Genomic DNA, 21,095 nt, shown 5'->3' with positions numbered 1-21,095 from the left:
CCCAGATCCGGAGGACATATCCGATCGAGAGATATGGAAGGCCGCTTGTTGTTTACCGCCTTGGATGGAGCTTGGCCGCGATATGATCGCCTTTTTCCGCGCGATAACCGACCTGCCAAAACCTAGCGGCGTATATTTCGTCCGGTCGGCCCCAAGGCGATACTGGGGTCAGTCCGAGAGGATGTTCATCGCTACTCGCCTCATAGCACACCGTGTTGGGTTATATCGTTGCGGAAGTTGGCGATGGTGTCCGTCCAGCTACAACCGATGGGTGCCGCCCCTTTCAAGGTGACCTCGGAGGCGGCGCCGAACCCTCCGACATCGGTCATGATATCGACGAACTACTTGTCGTTTATGTCAGAATGCGTCGGGGTTGAGCTTTCCTCCTAAAGGATGAAATCACTGGCCCGCAACGCGGAGAGCCCGCTGATTTCGATCTGGAAATCCGCCTGGCCGTCGGCATTGACATCGCCATAGACGATAGTTTTGTCCATCGCTGTCCCTGCTTCGTTGAAATGGCGGAAGATCAACTCGCCCGCCTTGCCGCTGAAATTCGCGTTGCCGCGCCAGACGAAGGCCTGATCCGATGCCATTTTTGTGTTCGCATCGATCGGGGACAGGTCGATCTTATCAAGACCGCTGGTGAAATCCGTGATGATGTCGCGCTTGCCCGCGCCGGATTGCACACCGAGAGTCACATTGTTCACATATCCCGAAATTCCCTCGGCGGAATCGCCGATGGAGCGGAAAACAAAGATATCGGCCCCTGCGCCGCCCGTCAGCGTATCGACGCCGGCGCCGCCGAGGAGAATGTCTTTGCCGTCGCCGCCTTTGATGATGTCGTTGCCGCCCATGCCGTCAAGATAGTCATCGGTTTTCCCACCCGCGAGCACGTCGTTGCCGCGTGTTCCAAGCACCTCTTTCGTCGCGTCCTTGACCGTGATCTCAAGCGATTCGGATGCTTCGAAACTGCTTCCGATCTTCGGATCATCCAGGCGCACGGTGACGTTCAAGGAAGGATTGGTATCGAAATCGAGTTTCACGCCCGCCTTCAGCCAAAGCGCATTGCCCCGAATTTCAAACAGCGCAGCGTCCGCGCCGGCAAGCGACAGCTTGTTGCTACCGCCGTCGGCATCGAGAACCGTGAGATCCGCCACCTTGCGAGCCGAAACCGTCGATACATCCTCGGCGATTGCGGAAAGCGTCTGCATCACCTTGAGGGTGGGCGCATCGTTGACGGGATTGACGGTGACGTCGAAATTCGACTTGACCGCCACCGAGCCATCCTCATTGCCGTCCTCGACCGCAATCTTGAAGGAGGCCTTGACCGTCTCCGAGCCATCATGGCGGAAGGTCACCCGGCCCGCTGCGATGTCGGCCGCCGTAAAGCCGGTGGCCGCCTTGCCGTTGACAGCACAGTGCCGTTCGCAAGGCTCGACACCGTGAACCGGACACCGGACGCGCTGTCGTCGGGGTCGCTGAAGCCAATATCGGCGGCCGTCAGCTTATAGGTCCCGCCCTCGGCAACCGTCGCCTTGAGATCGCCGGTCAGTGTCGGGGCATCGTTGACAGGATTAGCGGTGACGTTGAAGGTCGACTTGACCGCTACCGAGCCATCCTCGTTGCCGTCCTCGACCGCAATCTTGAAGGAGGCCTTGACCGTCTCCGAGCCATCATGGCGGAAGGTCACCCGGCCCGCTGCGATGTCGGCCGCCGTAAAGCCATCGTTGACAGGATTAGCGGTGACGTTGAAGTTCGACTTGACCGCTACCGAGCCATCCTCGTTGCCGTCCTCGACCGCAATCTTGAAGGAGGCCTTGACCGTCTCCGAGCCATCATGGCGGAAGGTCACCCGGCCCGCTGCGATGTCGGCCGCCGTAAAGCCGGTGGCCGCCTTGCCGTTGACCAGCACAGTGCCGTTCGCAAGGCTCGACACCGTGAACCGGACACCGGACGCGCTGTCGTCGGGGTCGCTGAAGCCAATATCGGCGGCCGTCAGCTTATAGGACCCGCCCTCGGCAACCGTCGCCTTGAGATCGCCGGTCAGCGTCGGGGCATCGTTGCCAATCAGGATCGCGGTGGTCGACGGTACTCCATTCAGACCGAGTACCAAAGCGTTGCCGGCGGTGTCACGGATCGTGCTGCCGTTGAGAACGATGCCGGTTCCAAGAACAATACCGGTCATATCGGTCTGGCTAGCGGTAACGGGCATGCGGAAAACCAGCGACGACGACCCGCTGCCGCTTTCGTAACTGGCATAGACCGTACCGCCGGTATCGAGCGTCACGGCAATCTTCGGCGTGCCCCCGGTCGTATTCACGACCACGGCACTGCTGAGATGAACGGTAAACTCGAGCTTGTCGCCGCCGGCGTAGGTCGCATTTGCAGGGACACCGACGGACGTGACGACGGGCGCGACACGGTCGACGTCATAGGTCTGTCCGGTGGTGAACCCGGTCGCAATGGCGTTACCGGCTGTGTCGGCAATACCAGTACCGCTACTGTCGAGATCGAGCCGCAATGTGCCATCGCCGGTGATGCCGTTGACCGTGACGGTATAGGTGCTGCCGGTGACCTGCGTGACACTGGCGATCGTCCCGCCTGCCGTATCCGTCGTGGTCAGAGAAAAGTCGGAAGCGTCGACACCAGAAACATTCTCCGTGAACGTGACCGTATATTGCACGCTGCTGGCATTGGTGGTCCCGCTGCCGAGGCGAAGGATCGACGCAACACCAGGGACCACGCTGTCGATCGCATAGTTGTTGGAACTGGTGGTGCCGGTTCCGGAGTTACCCGCGGCATCCACCACGCCGGTATTGTTCAGAGTGATGAGATTGCTGGTATCCGTGATACCGGCGCTGGGCGTCAGCGTCGCCGTCCAGGTGACCCCGCCATCTGCCGAGTTCACGGCGCTCAGCGTGCCGTTTTGAACCGTCAGATCGGCATTGGTGAAGCCGGTAACAGCCTCGTTGAAGGTGATGGTCACAAGCGAGGTTTCGCCCGCCGTCAGCGTGGCATCGGCAACCGCGACAGTCGCGGTCGGACGCTGGGTATCGATGGCATAGTTGTTCGAATCGGTTGTGCCGGTTCCGGAATTACCGGATGCGTTCGAAACGCCGGTGTTGTCGAGCGTAATGACGTTGCTAGTGTCCGTGACGCTGCCGGTCGGCGTCAACGTCGCCGTCCAGGTAATGCCACCGTCGGATGAGCTCACGGCGCTCAGCGTGCCATTGGCAATCGTCAGATCGGCATTGGTAAAGCCGGTGACAGCCTCGCTGAAGGTGATGGTCACAAGCGCGGTTTCACCCACGGCCAAAGCGCTGTCCGCGACGATGACGGTAGCCGTCGGGCGCATGGTATCGATGGTGTAGTTGCCGGAATTGGTGGTGCCGGTTCCGGCATTGCCCGCAATGTCCGTCACATCGGCATTGGCCAGAGTGATGAGATTGCTCATGTCCGCGATATCGGCTGTGGGCGTGAGCGTCGCCGTCCAGGTGATACCGCCGTCGGCCGAGCTCACCGCGCTCAGCGTACCGTTGGCGACCGTCAGGTCGGCATTGGTCAAGCCGGTGACGGCTTCACTGAACGTGAAGGTGACCAGCGTGGTTTCGCCCGCCGTCAGCGTGGCATCGGCGAGCACGATGGTCACGGTCGGGCGTTGGCTGTCGACGGCATAATTGTTGGAATCCGTCGTGCCGCTTCCGGCATTGCCAGCACCGTCCGTCACGCCGGTATTGTCGAGGGTGATGACGTTGGTGCTGTCCGTGATACCGGCGGTTGGCGTCAACGTCGCCGTCCAGGTAATACCGCCATCAGACGAGCTCACGGCACTCAGCGTGCCATTCGCAATCGTCAGATCGGCATTGGTGAAGCCGGTGACAGCCTCGCTGAAGGTGATGGTCACAAGCGAGGTTTCGCCTACCGCCAGCGCGCTGTCCGCGACCACGATGCTCGCTGTCGGGCGCGTGGTGTCGATGGCGTAGTTATTCGAGTTGGTCGTGCCGCTTCCGCAATTACCGGATGCGTTCGAAACGCCGGTGTTGTCGAGCGTAATGACGTTGGTGCTGTCCGCGATGCTGCTGGTCGGCGTCAATGTCGCCGTCCAGGTAATACCGCCGTCGGACGAGCTCACGGCGCTCAGCGTGCCATTGGCAACGCTGAGATCGGCGTTGGTAAAGCCGGCGACAGCCTCGCTGAAGGTGATGGTCACAAGCGAGGTTTCGCCAATCGCCAGCGCGTTGTCCGCGACGATTATAGTCGCCGTCGGGAGCACGGTATCGATGGTGTAGTTGCCGGAATTCGTGGTGCCGCTTCCCAAGTTACCCGCGATATCCGTCACGCCTGTATTGTTCAGGGCAATGACATTGCTCGTGTCCACGATACCGACGGTGGGTGTCAGCGTCGCTGTCCAAGTAATACCGCCGTCGGACGAGCTCACGGCGCTCAGCGTGCCATTGGCTACGCTGAGATCGGCATTGGTAAAGCCGGTGACAGCTTCGCTGAAGGTGATGGTCACAAGCGAGGTTTCGCCTGCCACCAGGGCGCTGTCCGAGACCACGATGGTTGCCGTCGGGCGCACGGTGTCGATGGTATAATTGTTGGAATCGGTCGTGCCGCTTCCGGCATTGCCAGCACTGTCCGTCACGCCGGTATTGTCGATGGTGATGACGTTGGTGCTATCCGTGATGCTGGCGGTTGGCGTCAACGTCGCCGTCCAGGTGATGCCGCCATCAGACGAGCTCACGGCACTCAGCGTGCCGTTGGTGATCATAAGGTCACCATTGGTAAAGCCGGTGACAGCCTCACTGAAGGTGATGGTCACAAGCGAGGTTTCACCCACCGCCAGTGCGCTGTCCGAGACCACGATGCTCGCGGTCGGGCGCACGGTATCGATGGCATAATTGTTGGAATTGGTCGTGCCGCTTCCGGCATTGCCGGCACCGTCCGTCACGCCGGTATTGTCCAGGGTGATGACGTTGGTGGTATCCGTGATGCTGCTGGTTGGCGTCAACGTCGCTGTCCAGGTGATGCCGCCGTCGGACGAGCTCACGGCGCTCAGCGTGCCATTGGCAACGCTGAGGTCAGCATTGGTAAAGCCGGTGACAGCCTCGCTGAAGGTGATGGTCACCAGCGAAGTTTCACCGACCGCCAGTGCGCTGTCCGAGACGACGACGGTCGCGGTCGGGCGTGTGGTGTCCATCGATACCGAGAAACTGCCCGCATTGCTATTAGCTGAAACAAACGCACCATCGTCATCCGAGACCTGGTTTGCAACGAGACCAATCGTCCATGTGCCGTTGTCTGCGTCGTTCCAGGTTCCGCCAGCGGGCGTGACGGTGTAGGTGGCTGTACCGGTGGCGGCGTTCCAGCTCGCACCGACAACCGTGAGAAACACGCCGCCCTTCGAGACTGTAACGTCTCCCACTCCGATAGATGCAGCGTTGATCGTGCCATCGCTGTCCGCATAGCTGACGGTGAAGGAATAGCTGGTTTGGCCAGCATTGGCCTGACTGACACCGGCTGGCGTGACAGTGCCCAAGGTGGGCGCCGCATTCGGCAGAACGGCATCGGCGATGCCGATATCGTTGATGACAAGCCACATGCCTGGGGTGCTCTGAGGTGTCAGGCGGATCTCGTCAACATTCTGAAAAATCGAAGCCGTCAATCCATTGGACTGGGTGAATGTGTTCTCCCAGCCGTTGTTAGACAGGATCAGGTCGACCGAGCCGATCAGAACGCCATCGTCATAGGCAGAAACCGTGATGTTCATGCCACCGTAGTCTGCGATGAATATCGAACTGAAACTGAAATTGTCAGTCGTCGATGCGCTCTTGATCGTAATCAACGAGGACGGGTCGCTGCCCGCATAGTCAACCGCAATACCGTCACCGGCAACGGAATAGGGCTGCTCGTAGGTCCAGTTGTGACCACTGCCGTTCGTTATCAGCAACTGGATGCCGGCAATGTCGTTCGACACGACCCCGTCTGTGGCGGTCGGACTATTGGGACTGTCGGTGAACGTCAGCACTCCGGACGCAAGCACGTCCTGGTAGGACGTCAGCGCCAACCCTTGGGACTCGACCACGCCTGACGTGACTTCCAGCACCCAGTCTCCCCCCTTTTCGGATGCACCGGTGCGATCGGTGGAGGCAGCAACATCGGCCTGCGCGACCTCGGCGAACGCTGCGAGAAATGCCTGCCCCTCGCTTCCCGCGCCGACATCGCATCCATAGAGGAGAATGTCGCCGGTCTCGCTGAGCGCCTCGCCCAGATGCGCTAATTCCGCCGCATGCGCCGTCAGCGCTGCAGCATCGACCGGCGTATTGCCTATCAGCAGCTTGCCCTGCTCGCCATGGGAGATGATGTGAACGGTATCATAGCCGGATTTGCCCGCCGCCCATTCGGCCATCTGCGCGATTGCATCGGCTGCCGGATCGATCCAGACCACCTCGACATCGCTTGGCAGAAGCGCCGCCAGACCCTGTGCATCCGCAAGCCCGGAATCGATGAACACGACCTGCTGCCCACCGCCGGATTTCGCCTCGTCTATCGTCGCCATGGCAGTATCGGTCATCGTTCCCCCAAAAAATCATATGGACCACGATGCTTGCCGCAAGCATTCAGAGGCCGGTTGTCTCGCTCGATGGAATTGCGTTTTCGGACATCATGCCCGTGAACAGACAATGGTTTTGTCTCTGTCTGATGTGTCGTCGAAGCTGCTGAGCGAACCCGTCGATCCGGTCAGGCAAGCGTCGTCACATCCGCCACTTCAGTCCGATCCGCACCGTATCGAGCCGAACATCGTTCTCGAAGCGCGGAAATCCACCCACCGGCACGATTGCCGCGCCAGTCGCGGTCACCGTGCCGAAATCGTAATGCAGATATTCAAATGACAGGGATAGGTTTGGCTTTACGCGCCACTCCGCGCCGGCACCGGCCACCCAGCCCGTTTCCGTACCGCCGCCTGATACGTCCATACGCCCGAAGGTCGGCAACGTCACATGATCGGAGGCGCCGACATCGATATCAGCGACGGCAAGACCGCCGGAAACGAAGAAAAGCATGTCGTCCGTGCCGAGACCGGCGCGCGCCCGGAAACTGCTGATCCAGTCGATACTGTAGCCCGTCTTCGTATCGGAATAGAGCTTTGAGGCACTGTCGTCGGAAAGGTCGAGAAGGTTGAAATCGACGAGGCCGCCAACAACCAGTGGCGTATCACCGGCCATGAGCTCGGCGTCGCAGCCGAACTCGACGCCGCCGGAGACGCCTTGGCCGTTATTCATATCGATCGATTCATAATCTGGCCCGGCCGAATTCCAGGCAAAGCCCGATCCCGCAAACGGGCCGTCGGTGAACGGCATGTCGGTTGCGGCCACCCGGCCGCGGACATAGCCGAGATTGCCGCCAACATAACAACCGCTCCAGGAGGAGCTTGCCTTCGCAGCCGGATCCTCCGCCGCAGCCGGCACGGCAGCCCAGACGGTGATACCGGTGGCGAGCACCAGCAAGTGTAACGGCAAGGCGCGACGCAGGGCACACGGCATAAAAACATTCCTCTACCAAATCTGGGGCGGCACTGGAATGCCCAACCAGACGTTGCCAGCCTTGCACGATTTGCGCGCGTTCGTCCATGCCCATTTTTGACCTTAATCTCGTCTCGAACATAGATTTTTTGCTGCCGAAACAATAAATTCGCTAATTTAGACAGGGGTCAGAAAATGCCGCTGAGCTCAACCTCGCGAGTCTCGCGCCGGCCTTATCGAATTCAACCTTTCGAACAGCGCTTGAGCGGGTGCGAGGCCGCCTCAGCCGCACCCACGCAGTTCTCCCCCGGACCTGGTTCGACGAGCTCGATCAACACATTGTGCTGGCGGCGTAATGGAATGGCGATGCGAGGAGCATCTGTCGGCCGACGATAGGGATGGAAGAGAAGAGCCCCGGCGGCTGTGACCGATCCGTCATACAGGCGGTAGCGAACGAGGCCAGCCCGCCGATCGCGGCGCAAAAAGATCCGTCAGGGCAGAGATGTATGCATCCATGGAACTCCTGGTGGAAGGACGACATCGCGTAGATAAAAAAGCGAGGTTTTAGCCGTCCTGAAGCAATTGAAATATAGTTGCCCGCCCAGGAAGTCAGACTGAAACAGAGCGTCGATAGTGAGAGGCAACTCTACTTTTTTGGGAAGCTCCACTCATGTCGAAGACGATCACCGGCCATCAGACCTCCAGACTGAAACAGAGCGTCGATAGTGAGAGGCAACTCTACTTTTTTGGGAAGCTCCACTCATGTCGAAGACGATCACCGGCCATCAGACCTCCACCCTGTTCGTAGACCAGTCGAACCAAAACTGGGACGTCGCCATGGGGGCCTCGCTGGAGGTGGCCAATGGCCATGGCATGGTCAACAACCTTGGATACCACGACAGCGTTCTGGTCACCGCGGGCGACATCGTCGCCGACGGGATTTATAAATCGGGCATCTTTTCCGAGGGAACCAAAGCCATCCTCCAGGTCGATACCATGGGCACCATCCATGGTTACAACGGCATCGCATTTTACGGCGAAGGCACCTACGCGGAAAACCTGGATCGTCTTATCCGTTGTAGCGCTGGAACACGAGCGTCGCNTATAAATCGGGCATCTTTTCCGAGGGAACCAAAGCCATCCTCCAGGTCGATACCATGGGCACCATCCATGGTTACAACGGCATCGCATTTTACGGCGAAGACACCTACGCGGAAAACCTGGGCAAGATCACCGCCGCCAATATCGGCATTTATGCCAATGCCACCAAGATGGGTATTCGCAACGAGGGGACGATACACGCCAAGACCGGAATTTATCTCGATTTCACGGAGCTTGCCGGCGGCTACGTCACCAATGCCGGCCTTATCGAGGCCGACAACGGCATTGTCAGCAAGAAAGCAAACGCGAGTATCTTCATCGAAGCGAAGGGCGTCATCGATGCCAAGCTTGTTGGCGTGGAACTGACCAGCAATGACGGTGCAGACAACAACCATGTGAAAAACGAAGGATCGATACAATCCGACGGGATCGCAATCAAGGGCGGGATCGGCGGGGACTGGATCGAGAACCACGGCACGATCAAGGGTGTCATATCCCTTGGTGACGGAAGCGATACGTTCGACAATCGCGGCGGAACGATCGATCATGCCGTGGACGGCGGAACCGGAGACGATTTCTATATCTTCGGCGCGAAACCCTTCGCGATCATCGACAGCAGCGGCAACGACACGATCGGAACGGAGATCACGCGCACGCTGGCAGATTTTCTTGACATGGAGAACCTGCGGCTGCTCGGAGACGGCAATATCAACGGAACCGGCAACGCGCTCTCGAACCACGTCATGGGAAACGGCGGGAATAACACGCTCGATGGCGGGATCGATAATATCATGGACATCCTCGATGGCGGTGATGGCAACGATACCTATATCCTGCGCGACGGGAACGATCTCGTATATGACTTCGGAGGGGCCGCCGGAGATAGCAACGCCGGAACGGATACGATCACCTCGACGATCAGCCGGAATCTCGTCGACTACAAGCTTATCGAAAACCTCAAGCTCCTCGGCACCGGCAATCTGAACGGCACGGGCAACGATCTCGCCAACGTCATCACCGGCACATCCGGCAACAATATTCTCGATGGCGGCCTGGAAAATGACGACGTTATCGACACCCTGAACGGCGGGGCGGGCAACGACACCTATGTCCTAGGCACCGGCCACGACAAGGTGGTCGACAGCGGCGGCATCGACACGATCACATCCGAGATCAACCGCAGCCTTGGCGACTATCCGGCCATCGAAAACCTGACGCTGCTGGGCAAGGGCAACATCAACGGAACGGGCAATGCGCTCGTCAACGTCCTCACCGGCAATGAGGGCGACAACGTTCTCGACGGCGGCAATGACACGGTCGTCGATACGCTGAAGGGAGGGGCGGGCAACGACACCTACGTCCTGGGTGCCGGCGCAGACAAGATCGTCGAAACCACGGGAACCGATACGATCGCATCGACGATCACCCGCAGCCTTGCAACCTATGCCGCCATCGAAAATCTCACATTGAAGGGCACGGCCGATATCAAAGGCACCGGCAACGCCCTGGTGAACATCATCACCGGCAATGGCGGCGACAACATCCTCGACGGCGGCGCGGACAACGTCGTGGATACCCTAAACGGCGGTGCCGGCAACGATACCTATGTGCTGGGTTCAGGCAACGACAAGGTGATCGATAGCGCCGGCAACGACATGATCATCTCCAGCATCAGCCGCAGCCTTGTGTCCTATTCGACTATCGAGAACCTGACGCTGACCGGTTCGGGCGACATCAACGCCGCTGGCAACGGGCTGAACAACGTGCTGACCGGCAATGCCGGCATGAACACGCTGGACGGCGGCGCGGGCAACGATACCTATGTGCTGGGCTCGGGCAACGACAAGGTCGTGGACGCGTCCGGCGTCGATACGATCACCTCGCTGATCTCCCGCAACCTTTCCACCTATGCGACGATCGAAAACCTCAAGCTTTTGGGTGTGTCCAACATCAATGTAACCGGCAACGCACTCGCCAATACTCTCACCGGCAATTCCGGTCTCAACACCCTTTTCGGCGGTGCGGGAAACGACGCGCTCATCGGCGGGGCGGGAGCCGATAAACTGGATGGCGGCGCCAACATCGACACCGCGTCCTACGCCGGCGCTTCCGCCGGGGTCGTCGCCAGTCTGGCGAATGCTGCAGCCAATACCGGTGATGCCAAGGGCGATAGCTATATCTCTATCGAGAACCTGACGGGAACCAGCCACAAAGACACGCTGGCCGGCAACAACGGCGCCAACGTGCTTGTGGGCGGGATCGGAGCCGACCAATTGACCGGCGGCGCGGGTGCCGACGTCTTCCTCTTCAAGGGCGTCGAGGAGACGACCGTCGCAACGGCCGGGCAGGACACGATCTACGATTTCAGCCAAAGTCAGGGCGACAGGATCGGCCTGACTGGGATCGACGCCAATGCCGCGCTCACGGGCGATCAGGGCTTCCTGTTCAAGGGGACCGCTGCGTTCAGCGGCACGAACGGCGAGCTGCGTTTCGAAAAGCAGGCATCCGACACCTACATCTATGGCGACGTCAACGGTGACAAGGTCGCCGATTTCATCATCCATCTCGATGATGCCGTAACCTTGACGGCTGGTGATTTCCTGCTCTGATTATCGCGGCAGGGAGCTTGAGATATCAGGCTCCCTGCCGAATTCGGAAGTGCACTGTCCGTAAAAACCACGTTGATTTCCAGCGCCGCTTCGGCACAGCTGCTACGCCATTCGCTTTGCCGAGACATAGATGTAGCCGGCACCGCGGACGGTTTTGAGCACCTGCGGCTTGGACGGGATAGGCTCGATCTTTTTTCGGATTCGGGTAATCCGTACATCGATGCTGCGGTCGAATGGATCGCTGCCCCGACTGTGGGCAAGATCGAGAAGCCTGTCACGGGTAAGCACCCTGTCTGGATTGGCCAGGAAGACCTGAAGCAGATCGAACTCCATGGCCGTTGCCGGCTCGACCGTTCCATCCGCGTGGATCAGGCAGCGTGTGTCGAGATTGACGAAGACCTTGCCGAACGGCTTGAGGTTTTTCTCCGCCGCGGGGGCGGGCTGGGCCGACATTTGATGGCGGCGCAGGATGGCCCTGATCCTTGATCGCAACTCACGCAGATCGAAAGGCTTTGTCATATAGTCGTCCGCGCCGATATCCAGGCCGACCATCTTGTGGGTGATATCGCTGGCACCGGTCAGCATCATCACAGGCGTGTTGCTGGTCCGCCGTATCCGTTGCAGGATTGCCAAACCGTCCTCGCCGGGCAAATTGATATCGAGCATGATGAGATCGGCGCCCTCGTCGGCCAGAAGCCGGTCCAGCTCACGATTGCAATGCGCGATCCGCACGGAAAAGTTGTCCCATTCCATGAATTCGGCGACCATCTCGCACAGATGCTTCTCGTCATCGACGACGATCAACCTGGGCCGTTGGATGAAAGAGTTCTCCATATAGCTCTCCGAATTGAAGTGGCTTTTGGCGTGCCCGTGTCACCGGAAGCAAGCGGGCGGCTATTCGAGCGTGCATGCACGCATCTAAGCCCGGAGCATTCCGATGTCGTCACCCGGAAGTATGACGTCGGGACTGCGCTTTCTCCCCTATGCCGGCTTTCCCAAAATGCTCTAAGCTCACACCGCTTACTGGAAAGGAAGGCCTGCTGCGGATGGGAATTGTCGATACATCAGGAAACGAAATGCTTTCGTCCATCATCGGAGACATCTACGATTGCGCGCTCAACCCGGAAGGCTGGGCCGGTGTTATGACCCGCATCACGAAGACCATCGATGCGGCGTATTCGACCATCGCCTTGACCAGCATTTCCGATCGCCGCGGCCGGTTTGCAGCGCGGTCTGCATGGAACCACTCCCGCATGCAGGCGCTTCAGGATTATGAACTTGACGACATTCCCGGCCTCAAGGCGGCAATCGCCGGTGACATCGACCAGCCGGTGACCACTTTGTCGGTTGTCAGTGAAGGAGAATTGGAGCGATCCGCATTTTTTCAGGAGTGGGCCAAACCGCAGGGTCTGCGGGAAGGATGCACGACGAAATTCGTGCATACGCCAGATCGTATCGGCCTCTTCAGTACGACGACATGGGCGGATCGCCCACGCATCAGCGCCGAGGAGCAGCGGTTCCTCGCTTTGCTTTCACCGCATCTACGCCGGGCGTCGCTGATCGGCGATCTGCTCGACCAGACACGGGTAACGACCGACCTCTATCGTGGTGTACTTGACAGTCTGGCGGTCCCGGTCGTGCTGACGGCGGCGGATGGCAGGGTTCTTTACGCCAATACCGATGCCGAGCGCATGCTTTCCGCGCAGACGCCGCTTCGAACGAAAAACGGAGTCCTTCAGGCGCAGTCGCCGGCCGTCGCCCATGTTCTGCTGGACGCGATCACTGCCGCTGCGGAAGCGGATGCATCGTTGGGGTCCCGCGGGATCGGTCTGCCGATCTCGGCACCGGGCGATCCGCCCGCCGTGGCCTATGTCCTGCCGCTCACTGAAGGAACGTCGCGCGCGGCTTTTCGCCCCGCCTGCGCCGCCGTCTTCATTTCGACGACCACTTCCGCCTCGCCACCGCCGGCGGACGTGCTCATCGCTCTCTACGACCTCACTCCGGCCGAGGCGCGAGTGGTCCTGCAGATCGGCGAAGGCTTGACCGCGTCGCAATGCGCGGCAACCCTTGCCATCAGCGAAAATACGCTGAAGACGCATCTCGGCCGGATCTTCGCCAAAACCAATACCGCGCGGCAGGCCGATCTCGTCAAACTCCTGTCGACGATCACGTCGCCGATCATCACGGCTTGAACTTTCCTGGCCGCCGGGCGTGTACGATCTGGCGCAAGTCGACGCTCGATCCGCCGGTCGCAAGCAACAGACGGCGGAGAGCCGATGATGCCCGAGGTCAATGAATCCGAACACCCGGACCCGGTGGCGGGCGCCTGCTCGATGTTTTCGGTCCGGCCTGATCACCGGAGCAGACGACGACGATCCGCGCGGCATCCGGCTGCTGACATGACGACCATCCGTCAATCCTGCCCAACAGGAATTCCGTCCATTCGCATCTGCCGCAACAGGTTGCGCCCCGCGATCATCATTTCAACCAGGAGCGCAACCAGCGGTCCAATGAGCGAAACGATCGCACCACCGAAAAACCAGAAAAGGGTTTTCCTGGCGCAGGCCGATGGAAAGCGCGCCGGCGAGCAGATTCAGGATCGCGCCGCCGGTGCAGATGGCCGCGACCACTCCGAGCACGGCCGCAACCTCCAGTGTCAGCGCCCTGCGCCGCAGATACGCGATTTGAATGCGGATCAATTTGCCCTGTTCGCCGCTATCCAAAACCTTGTTCAGCAGATCCGATACTCTTGCGAGGCGCATGGTGTAGATGCTGACAAAGCCTGCGGTACCAGCCAACAAAAACACCGGCGCCAGGGACGTCTGGATGACAGAGGCAAGGTCGTTGACGATAGGCGGCGTATCCATAGGCGTACCTCAGGTGGCTGGTGCACGTGCTCCCCGCGAAGCAACGATGCCTTGAAGCTGCCGCTCTCTCAAATCGCAACTGATTATATCCGGCCGAGGCCGACCCAACGGGCCAGGCACGCATTGCCGATGGAATCCCGCCAGCAATGCTTGTGTTGCAATCCGTCCGTGGCAATTATCCCGTCCTCACTTGGCCGGTTCGAATTCGCCGGGCTTCCAGGACTTGTCGAACCACGGTTCCAGCGGGCCATAGAGCCGCAGGAGGACGTTCCAGCCCTTGCCGGGAACGGTCTGCACCCAGTTAGCCTCGTGACCTACCAGCGCTTTCGGGCCGAACCAGACATCCACAGACGAATCTGCATTGACGACAAGATCCTTCTTGTCGCTGCCGATACTCGGGTACCGCTGATCGGTCTGCAGCATCGAGCGAGTCTGATTGTCATAGACGACGAATGACCAGAAGGATTTGGCCGGAATGTTCGGCGGCAGGTGAATCTTGTAGGTCTTACTGCCATCGAGGGGCTTTTTCCTGCTGTCGGTCGTCGCCACTGCGTATTGCGAGCCGATGCCGACACGCTTTATCGCCATCGCCGGTGTAATGCCCGTCGCGTAGTAATGAAACAGCACGCGGGCGTCGAGGTAGCGAACGCCGGGCTGCTGAAGGAATTCATAGCTGCCGCCGATAAAACCGGTAAACCAGGCACTATCGGGATAGTAGTAAGCCTCCTTCATCCGCGTGTTGAAGGTGATCGTGCGCGCCGTCGCGTTCCCGACTGCGACGGCTTCGGTCAGAATCTTCTTCATTCGCTCGTCGGGCGAGAAAGGCTTGCCCTTCTCGATACCGATCGAGGCAAGTTGTCCAAGCACTTCCGGGTGATAGGCCTCGTTCGGCTCGCTCTGCACGAGGCTGTTCACCTCTTCGTAGAAGTGGAAGTCATTGGAATGGATCGTATTGAATTCCCTGCCGCTGACGTTGATGAATTTCATCGGCGGTGGGTTGGCGACATCCGACAGCGGATACACCTTGGCAAATTTCCTGGTGTTGTCGACCGCGGTCTTCGTGCTGCCGTTTTCGAGAAAACCACGCCAGAAGAACAGGTTGCCGTAGGTTGGGCTGCGAAGCACGAAGTAGCCGTCCGGGATCTCGCCCTGATAGCCGGGGGGCAGCAACAGGTATTTGCCCCCCTTGCCGTGGTCCGGCCCGGCATTTCCGACATCCCCGACATATTCGAACCAGTGGGTATCGATCATGCCCAGAATATTGGGCGGTGTTTCGATCACCAGCGGCCCGGCTTTGGTATCGAGCCACATCAGATTGTAGATGCTCTCCGTATTGCCCGTGAGGAACAGCGAGTGCGAGTCCATCAGGTCTTCGAAGATGAGAACGGTCTGGTTGTTGTCCGCACCCTGGCTGGCAAGGCCAACCCTCAGTGCCTCGACCGACGCGCCCGGCATGGCATTGAGAAAGGCATCGACACCGCGCATGAAGTCGAGGTTGTCGTAGATTTTCTCGGACGTGGCCTCGTCCGGGAAACCATCGACGAAATTCAAGGTTCCAAGCCGTGTTTCAACTTTGCCTGGAGTCGTGATGGAATCCGGTATCGGCGTCGTCATCTCCATTTTCGACGCCGTCTGCCCGTGAGCGGTTCCGGCAAGAAGGACCAGTACGGAGGCCCCTCCGAGGAGGGCTTTCAGCGAGTAACTCATGGTATGGTTCCTTTCGGTTAGCGGGAAGTCCACGGAGACGGCCGTCAAGTTACGGTCGCTCCAGACATTCAGGGCAATACGCGAGGTGAAGAAGGCTGAAGATTTAGATGAACCTGTGCAACAGGCTCTGGCGTCAGTCGATGTAGACGACGACGTAACGCCCGTTATAGGGCTGATAGTAGGCCCCGCCGCAGCGCCAGATCACGGCGCCGTTGACACTGGTCCTGACACAACCGGCGGGCAGCGCGGCGACGTAGATCGTGGAGCGGCGGATGACCCGGCGGGTGGTGCGGCGCGCAACGCCGGCCACGCTGCCGGGGGTCGCAGGCCGACCCACGATTGCCTGGGCCTCCGGAACGAACGGGCCGAAGGGCATCGGTAGAAGATTGTCGGCAGCGAGCATGGCAAAGCCGGCGATCGCGGTACAAAAAACCTTGCGCATCCTCATTGTCCCTCCTCCCCCGACATCTCTCCCGTGACGTCAGCATGTACGTGTTCGAGTTTCCTGGCGTTCGCCGGTGGCGTGAACTTGAATTGGGTGGCGTCGATGGCACCCGATTTCCAATTGCTCAGGCGCAGCGAATATTGCGGCGCGCCGGTGACCCATTTGGTCGTGATGACATATTTGAGCGGCAGCGGTTTGCTGCCCTTGCTGATCCAGATCTGCCAGTCGACAGTATCTGTTCTGAAAGCGAGGTGATCGCATTCGATCCCGCCGACGAACGCCGATCCGACAACGGTTCCCTGGGTCGCGCCGTCCGTGAGAAGGACATACGGGTCGCTTGCCAGCAGATCGACACCGGGTGCATCGAGACCGGTTTCGGCGCGCAGTTCGTCTGTCGCTTCCTCGACGCTAGGTCCGGGACTTTGGAGTTGCGCATAGACATTCGTGTCTTTGCCGTGAAGCGATATCGTCTTGCCGTCGAATATCACCTCCGCATCGGCAAAAGGCCCCCTGCGCGTCAACAGAAACCCCTTGGCACGATCGAGCGCGATGGTACCCGATGCGCTGTACTGGATCTTCTGCCCTTCGAGATCGATGACCTCCTGATCTGCGTCATAGTCGACGCTCAGTGCCGGCATCGACTTGAGATTGTCGCTCATCGCCGCGAGAACCTTGACCGCCGCTGGTTCTATCGGATCCTGGGCCGAAGCGGGCCATGCCGCCGCACAGGCGGTCGCCGCCACGATCGATGTACATGCGCGCCGGGTCGCACCGGACCATTTCAGTTTGAATTTGCTCATTTGCCCCCACCACCTTCGCCGCCCGGCGCATGCAGCGATACCTTTCGGTTCCGCTGCCATCACAACCTCCACCCGGAGCATTTCCAATCGGTGATATACTGCTATAGTATTTCCCTTGCGTCTTGCCTTTTCACGCCAATTTAGCGTTGTGAGTGTTGAATACTGCACCTTCGATCAGGATCAGGACGTTCTTGGCCATCGCGCCTTATCTGGCGAAGCACGATGTGTCGGTGATCGAGTTCTGCAAACGCCTCGATATCTCGCCCAACGTATTCCAGAATGCCGACGGGTGGCTTCCGCGCGCCCAGTGTTTTCGCTTGGGCAATGAACTGGCGGCCATCGCGGGAGACCCGTTCGCCGGCGCACACATAGGCTCTTCGACGGACTTGCGTGAGTTCGGTGGGTGGGGGCAATCCATCCTGGCAGCAAGGGACGTGGCTCACGCTTGCGCGCTCGCGTCCGGCAATGTGTCCTCGATCCACCGCGGTTCGGATGTACGCTTCCTGGTGGAGGGCAAAACCGCTCGTATCGTCTTTCGCTTCGCAAACCATTGTGAATTCGATCCCAGGCAATTCATCTTCGGCAGTCTTGCGGTTCTACGAAAAGTGCCGCTTTTGGCAGGTGAAGCATCCGGAATAAAGGTTCGATTGACCGCGGCGAAAACACGCGGAGCCGAGGCACTCGAAGAATGCTGGGGACCCAATATCGAATTGGGTTGCGAGCACGACATGATCGAAATCGATCGCGAATTGCTCGATTGTCCCCTCAAAATACAGGAAACCCTACCCTCAAAGGATACAATAGCGCTGACCTCGGCTGTGGAGGTGGCGCGGCGGCTCAGCGACAGGCTCTCCTGCGAACCGGATCACAACTTGAAAGCCATGGCGGCGAGACTTCGTGTGTCTACCCGCACCCTGCAGAGGCGCCTGAAATCCTGCGGCGTCGAGTTCGAGGAACTGCTAGACGAGACCCGTCGAAGCGAGGCGCTTCAACTGATCCGCGAAGGTGGGCATAGCTTGACCGAAATCGCCTATAGGCTGGGTTATAGCGATCCCGCACATTTCACGCGCGCATTCAAACGCTGGACAGGCGCCGCGCCATCCCGTTTCCACGGCTGACGTGATGCACGATGACGTGCTGCGGAGCGAAAATCGGCAGGCGACAAACCGTGCAGGGTAGGTTTGCTCGTCCGGTGACAGACTATCGCAATCTTTAACTTTTTGTTAACCATATTTTCCGACCCTTCAGCCGGGGCTTTCCGCAATCTCTTACGGAAGGAAACAGCATGAGGCTCGTGTCACTCCCAGGAAAAATTCTGATAAACCGCCATCACACCTTGATCGTCATGCACGATGGCGGCTGCTTTCAGGCAGTCTGCGTGGTCAATGACAGTATGATTGGCGATGTTCGTTGCAACCTCGCCTTGCTCGAGACGATCGCCAGCCGCAAGCTCGATGGCGGAGAACTCGCGTTCGACGGACGCATATGGATCACCGCATCCGACCTAGCCGAGACGACTGATACCATGTGGCATTGACCATCGTCTTGTGCGTGCCCTACCGGATCAAGCCGTGTCCTGCTTATGTGGAGGGATATGCGGACATCCCCGGCACTGCATCGACTTTGGAAAGGCACCCCTTGCGTATTCTTGTTATTCTCGGTTCCCTGATCGTAGGAACGGTCGCCGGCACCACCCAGTTCGCAAAAATCTGGCACGCCACTGCCCCGGAAAGCGCGGCAGCGATGACGGTCGGCGTACCGCTTGCGATATCCGTGGCGATCGCATCGGCCAGCGCCAGATATTCGGACTTCGCCATGATCGCTCCGAACGCAATACTTCAATTGCACCGAAAATGATGTCGGAACATCATGGCGCTGTCAAACGCCTCCCCGCGAAGACTCTTTCTCCGCGGCGGCACCTGCGAGGTTTTTGAGCTATGATGCAAAAACCTCGAACCCGTCATGGCCGAAATAGGCTGGGTCCGCATCCGTGGCAACTCAGCAGCTGATCGGCATCGGCGGTAGCGAGCGGCCCCCACCGCAATCCCGGCAAAACCGGCACCGGCGAGCCGAGGCTTTTCCACGAGGCGGTCATCCGGCCGGCAAATTGGTGCAGGAAATGCTCGATGCCGCCAGGTCCGCCACCGAGATGGTTGAGCATCATGTTGCCCATGATGCCCCAGCGCAATCCCGGCCCATAGATCGAGGCGGCATCCACGTCGGCAGCACTCAGCACGTCTTCGGCAGTGAGATGATACACCTCCCGCGCCAGCGCGGCCTGCAGCCGGTTGGCGACGTGGCCCGGCAGTTCCTTGTTGATCCGCACAGTCTTTTTGCCGATCGCGGTGTAGAAGGCGTCGGCCCGGCGGATCGTCTCTTCCGCGGTTTTCGCCCCGCCGAAGATCTCGACCAGCGGCATCAGATGCGGCAAGTTGACGGATGGCCGATGACGCAGCGTTCGGGATGAGCCTTGACGCCGAGCTGGATCTGGCTGATCGACTGGATGATCGGCTCGGAATTGAAGTGCGTAGGCCGCGGCAGCTGGACGAGGATGCTGTGGTCGGAGTTCAACGCCTCGACGAGGTAGGCGTCGTCTCCTCGGGGAACGTGTGCTGCACGGAGGCGAAGCCGCATTCCTTGGCCATCCGGCCCTTGGCTGACACGTAGGCGTGGCTTGCCGGATCGTTGCCGACGATGACGACGGCGAGGCCCGGCTTGACGCCGGCTTCCTGCACCAGCGTCGTCGTTGCCGCCTTCACCGCGTCGATCACGGATGCGGCAACCTGTTTGCCGTCGACGATGGCGGCTCTCATCGATCAGCCCATGCGCTCGGAGGCGTAGGAGCCGGGGCTCGCGGGGAAGACGATGGTCTTGTTGCCGTTCATGAACACGCGCTGGTGGATATGGGCGTGCACGGCGCGGGCGAGAACCTGGCTCTCCACATCGCGACCGATCGAGACATAGTCTTCCGGCGACTGGGCATGGGTGATGCGGGCGACGTCCTGCTCGATGATCGGACCTTCGTCGAGGTCTTCGGTGACGTAATGCGCCGTCGCGCCGATCAGCTTCACGCCGCGCTCGAAGGCCTGCTTGTAGGGATTGGCGCCCTTGAACGAGGGCAGGAAGGAGTGGTGGATGTTGATGATCTTGCCCGACATCTTCTTGCAGACGGCATCCGACAGAACCTGCATGTAGCGGGCGAGCACGATGAGTTCGGCGCCGGACTGCTCGACCACTTCCATCAGCCGGGCTTCGGCCTGCGGCTTGTTCTCCTTGGTCACCTTGATGTGGTGGAAGGGGATGTCGTGGTTGACGATGACCTTCTGGTAATCGAAGTGGTTGGAGACGACGCCGACGATCTCGATCGGCAGCGCGCCGATCTTCCAGCGATAGAGCAAGTCGTTCAGGCAATGGCCGAAACGCGACACCATCAGCAGCACCTTCATGCGGTGCTCGCTGTCGAGCAGATCCCAGTTCATCGCAAATTTATCGGCGACCGGGGTGAAGCCNCTTCCGATCTAGGCAATGGCCGAAACGCGACACCATCAGCAGCACCTTCATGCGGTGCTCGCTGTCGAGCAGATCCCAGTTCATCGCAAATTTATCGGCGACCGGGGTGAAGCCCTTCTGCAGTTCTTCCATGGTCGCGCCTTCCTGGCTGGTGAAGGTGAGGCGCATGAAGAACAGGCCGGTCTGCAGGTCGTCGAACTGCGAGCTGTCGACGATGTAACAGCCCTTGTCCGCGAGATAGCCGGTGATGGCCGCAACGATGCCGCGGGTGGATTTGCAGGATACGGTCAGGATGTGGCTTTTCATTAGACGTATTTCCGGAACCATGGATATCAGAAGGATGGCGCGGCCCTTTGAACCGCGCCATCCGTTGCTTGGGAGGCAAATATCAGGCAAGCGAGTGCGATGCCCCGGCCTTACATGGCCTTCTGCAATTCCGGCAGGGCCTCGAACAGATCGGCGACGAGGCCGAAGTCGGCGACCTGGAAGATCGGCGCTTCCTCGTCCTTGTTGATGGCGACGATGACCTTACT

13 protein-coding genes and 4 pseudogenes are annotated in these 21,095 nt (G+C 59.6%); 5 read left to right on the top strand and 12 right to left on the bottom strand.

Annotation, left to right across the window (positions count from 1 at the left end; translation table 11 throughout):
- Nucleotides 1-386: 386 nt before the first annotated feature.
- The 3 genes from ASC86_RS07170 to ASC86_RS07160 all read right to left on the bottom strand — a co-directional run bounded on the left by ASC86_RS07170 (nucleotide 387) and on the right by ASC86_RS07160 (nucleotide 7,544).
- Nucleotides 387-1,358 carry a M10 family metallopeptidase C-terminal domain-containing protein gene (locus ASC86_RS07170; RefSeq protein ID WP_056318442.1) on the bottom strand — a complete coding sequence of 324 codons (972 nt, stop codon included), beginning with the start codon at nucleotides 1,356-1,358 and terminating at the stop codon, nucleotides 387-389.
- On the bottom strand, nucleotides 1,355-6,574 hold the full coding sequence (locus tag ASC86_RS07165; protein WP_056318439.1) for an Ig-like domain-containing protein: 5,220 nt from the start codon (nucleotides 6,572-6,574) through the stop codon (nucleotides 1,355-1,357). Before ASC86_RS07165 ends, ASC86_RS07170 begins: the two co-directional genes overlap by 4 nt.
- 181 nt (nucleotides 6,575-6,755) lie before the next feature.
- Nucleotides 6,756-7,544, bottom strand: coding sequence for an outer membrane beta-barrel protein (locus ASC86_RS07160; protein ID WP_056318433.1), 789 nt, complete (start codon nucleotides 7,542-7,544; stop codon nucleotides 6,756-6,758).
- Between the two features lie 1,082 nt (nucleotides 7,545-8,626).
- On the opposite strand from ASC86_RS07160, the gene ASC86_RS07150 reads away from it, so the two are divergent.
- The coding region (locus tag ASC86_RS07150; RefSeq protein ID WP_210170352.1) for a calcium-binding protein at nucleotides 8,627-11,233 on the top strand (2,607 nt) is incomplete at its 5' end.
- Nucleotides 11,234-11,335: 102 nt separating this feature from the next.
- On the opposite strand, the gene ASC86_RS07145 is transcribed toward ASC86_RS07150, so the two are convergent.
- Entirely contained in the window at nucleotides 11,336-12,067 is a 732-nt protein-coding gene (locus tag ASC86_RS07145; RefSeq protein WP_082509931.1) for a response regulator, read from the bottom strand.
- A 242-nt stretch (nucleotides 12,068-12,309) separates the two neighbouring features.
- Here ASC86_RS07145 and ASC86_RS07140 point away from each other — a divergent pair, with 242 nt between their 5' ends.
- Nucleotides 12,310-13,425: a LuxR C-terminal-related transcriptional regulator gene (locus tag ASC86_RS07140; RefSeq protein WP_244477548.1), complete on the top strand. Its 1,116-nt coding sequence runs from the start codon at nucleotides 12,310-12,312 to the stop codon at nucleotides 13,423-13,425.
- A gap of 221 nt (nucleotides 13,426-13,646) precedes the next feature.
- On the opposite strand, the pseudogene ASC86_RS07135 reads toward ASC86_RS07140, so the two are convergent.
- From ASC86_RS07135 to ASC86_RS07120, 4 genes and pseudogenes are all read right to left on the bottom strand, one after another.
- Nucleotides 13,647-14,100 (bottom strand): annotated as a pseudogene (locus ASC86_RS07135) (DUF2721 domain-containing protein).
- Between the two features lie 186 nt (nucleotides 14,101-14,286).
- Entirely contained in the window at nucleotides 14,287-15,720 is a 1,434-nt protein-coding gene (locus tag ASC86_RS07130; protein ID WP_244477557.1) for a DUF1254 domain-containing protein, read from the bottom strand.
- A gap of 220 nt (nucleotides 15,721-15,940) precedes the next feature.
- The gene (locus ASC86_RS07125) at nucleotides 15,941-16,255 is read right to left on the bottom strand and encodes a hypothetical protein (protein WP_056318415.1); all 315 of its coding nucleotides are present in this window, start codon (nucleotides 16,253-16,255) and stop codon (nucleotides 15,941-15,943) included.
- The gene (locus ASC86_RS07120; protein WP_082509929.1) at nucleotides 16,252-17,052 is read right to left on the bottom strand and encodes a DUF2092 domain-containing protein; all 801 of its coding nucleotides are present in this window, start codon (nucleotides 17,050-17,052) and stop codon (nucleotides 16,252-16,254) included. The genes ASC86_RS07125 and ASC86_RS07120 overlap by 4 nt, the downstream gene beginning before the upstream one ends.
- A 191-nt stretch (nucleotides 17,053-17,243) precedes the next feature.
- Here ASC86_RS07120 and ASC86_RS07115 point away from each other — a divergent pair, with 191 nt between their 5' ends.
- The 3 genes from ASC86_RS07115 (at nucleotide 17,244) to ASC86_RS07105 (ending at nucleotide 18,909) form a co-directional block, all read left to right on the top strand.
- Entirely contained in the window at nucleotides 17,244-18,170 is a 927-nt protein-coding gene (locus tag ASC86_RS07115; protein WP_244477546.1) for an AraC family transcriptional regulator, read from the top strand.
- A gap of 167 nt (nucleotides 18,171-18,337) precedes the next feature.
- Nucleotides 18,338-18,589, top strand: a complete 252-nt coding sequence (locus ASC86_RS07110; RefSeq protein WP_056318408.1) for a hypothetical protein — start codon at nucleotides 18,338-18,340, stop codon at nucleotides 18,587-18,589.
- Nucleotides 18,580-18,909, top strand: a complete 330-nt coding sequence (locus tag ASC86_RS07105) for a hypothetical protein (protein WP_156386942.1) — start codon at nucleotides 18,580-18,582, stop codon at nucleotides 18,907-18,909. Before ASC86_RS07110 ends, ASC86_RS07105 begins: the two co-directional genes overlap by 10 nt.
- Before the next feature lie 205 nt (nucleotides 18,910-19,114).
- Here ASC86_RS07105 and ASC86_RS26495 read toward each other — a convergent pair.
- From ASC86_RS26495 to ASC86_RS24975, 4 genes and pseudogenes are all read right to left on the bottom strand, one after another.
- Nucleotides 19,115-19,865: pseudogene (locus ASC86_RS26495) on the bottom strand (tetrahydrofolate dehydrogenase/cyclohydrolase catalytic domain-containing protein); the annotation flags it as partial.
- 3 nt (nucleotides 19,866-19,868) lie between these two features.
- Nucleotides 19,869-20,561: pseudogene (gene purU, locus ASC86_RS07090) on the bottom strand (formyltetrahydrofolate deformylase); the annotation flags it as partial.
- A gap of 1 nt (nucleotide 20,562) precedes the next feature.
- A partial coding sequence (locus ASC86_RS07085; RefSeq protein WP_348270760.1) for an ACT domain-containing protein occupies nucleotides 20,563-20,868 on the bottom strand: 306 nt, incomplete at its 3' end.
- A gap of 110 nt (nucleotides 20,869-20,978) precedes the next feature.
- Nucleotides 20,979-21,095: pseudogene (locus ASC86_RS24975) on the bottom strand (electron transfer flavoprotein subunit alpha/FixB family protein); the annotation flags it as partial.

Origin of the sequence: Rhizobium sp. Root1212 (assembly GCF_001424985.1) — a bacterium.
GTDB lineage: Bacteria > Pseudomonadota > Alphaproteobacteria > Rhizobiales > Rhizobiaceae > Pararhizobium.
This window is presented reverse-complemented; position numbering and strand designations above follow the sequence as displayed.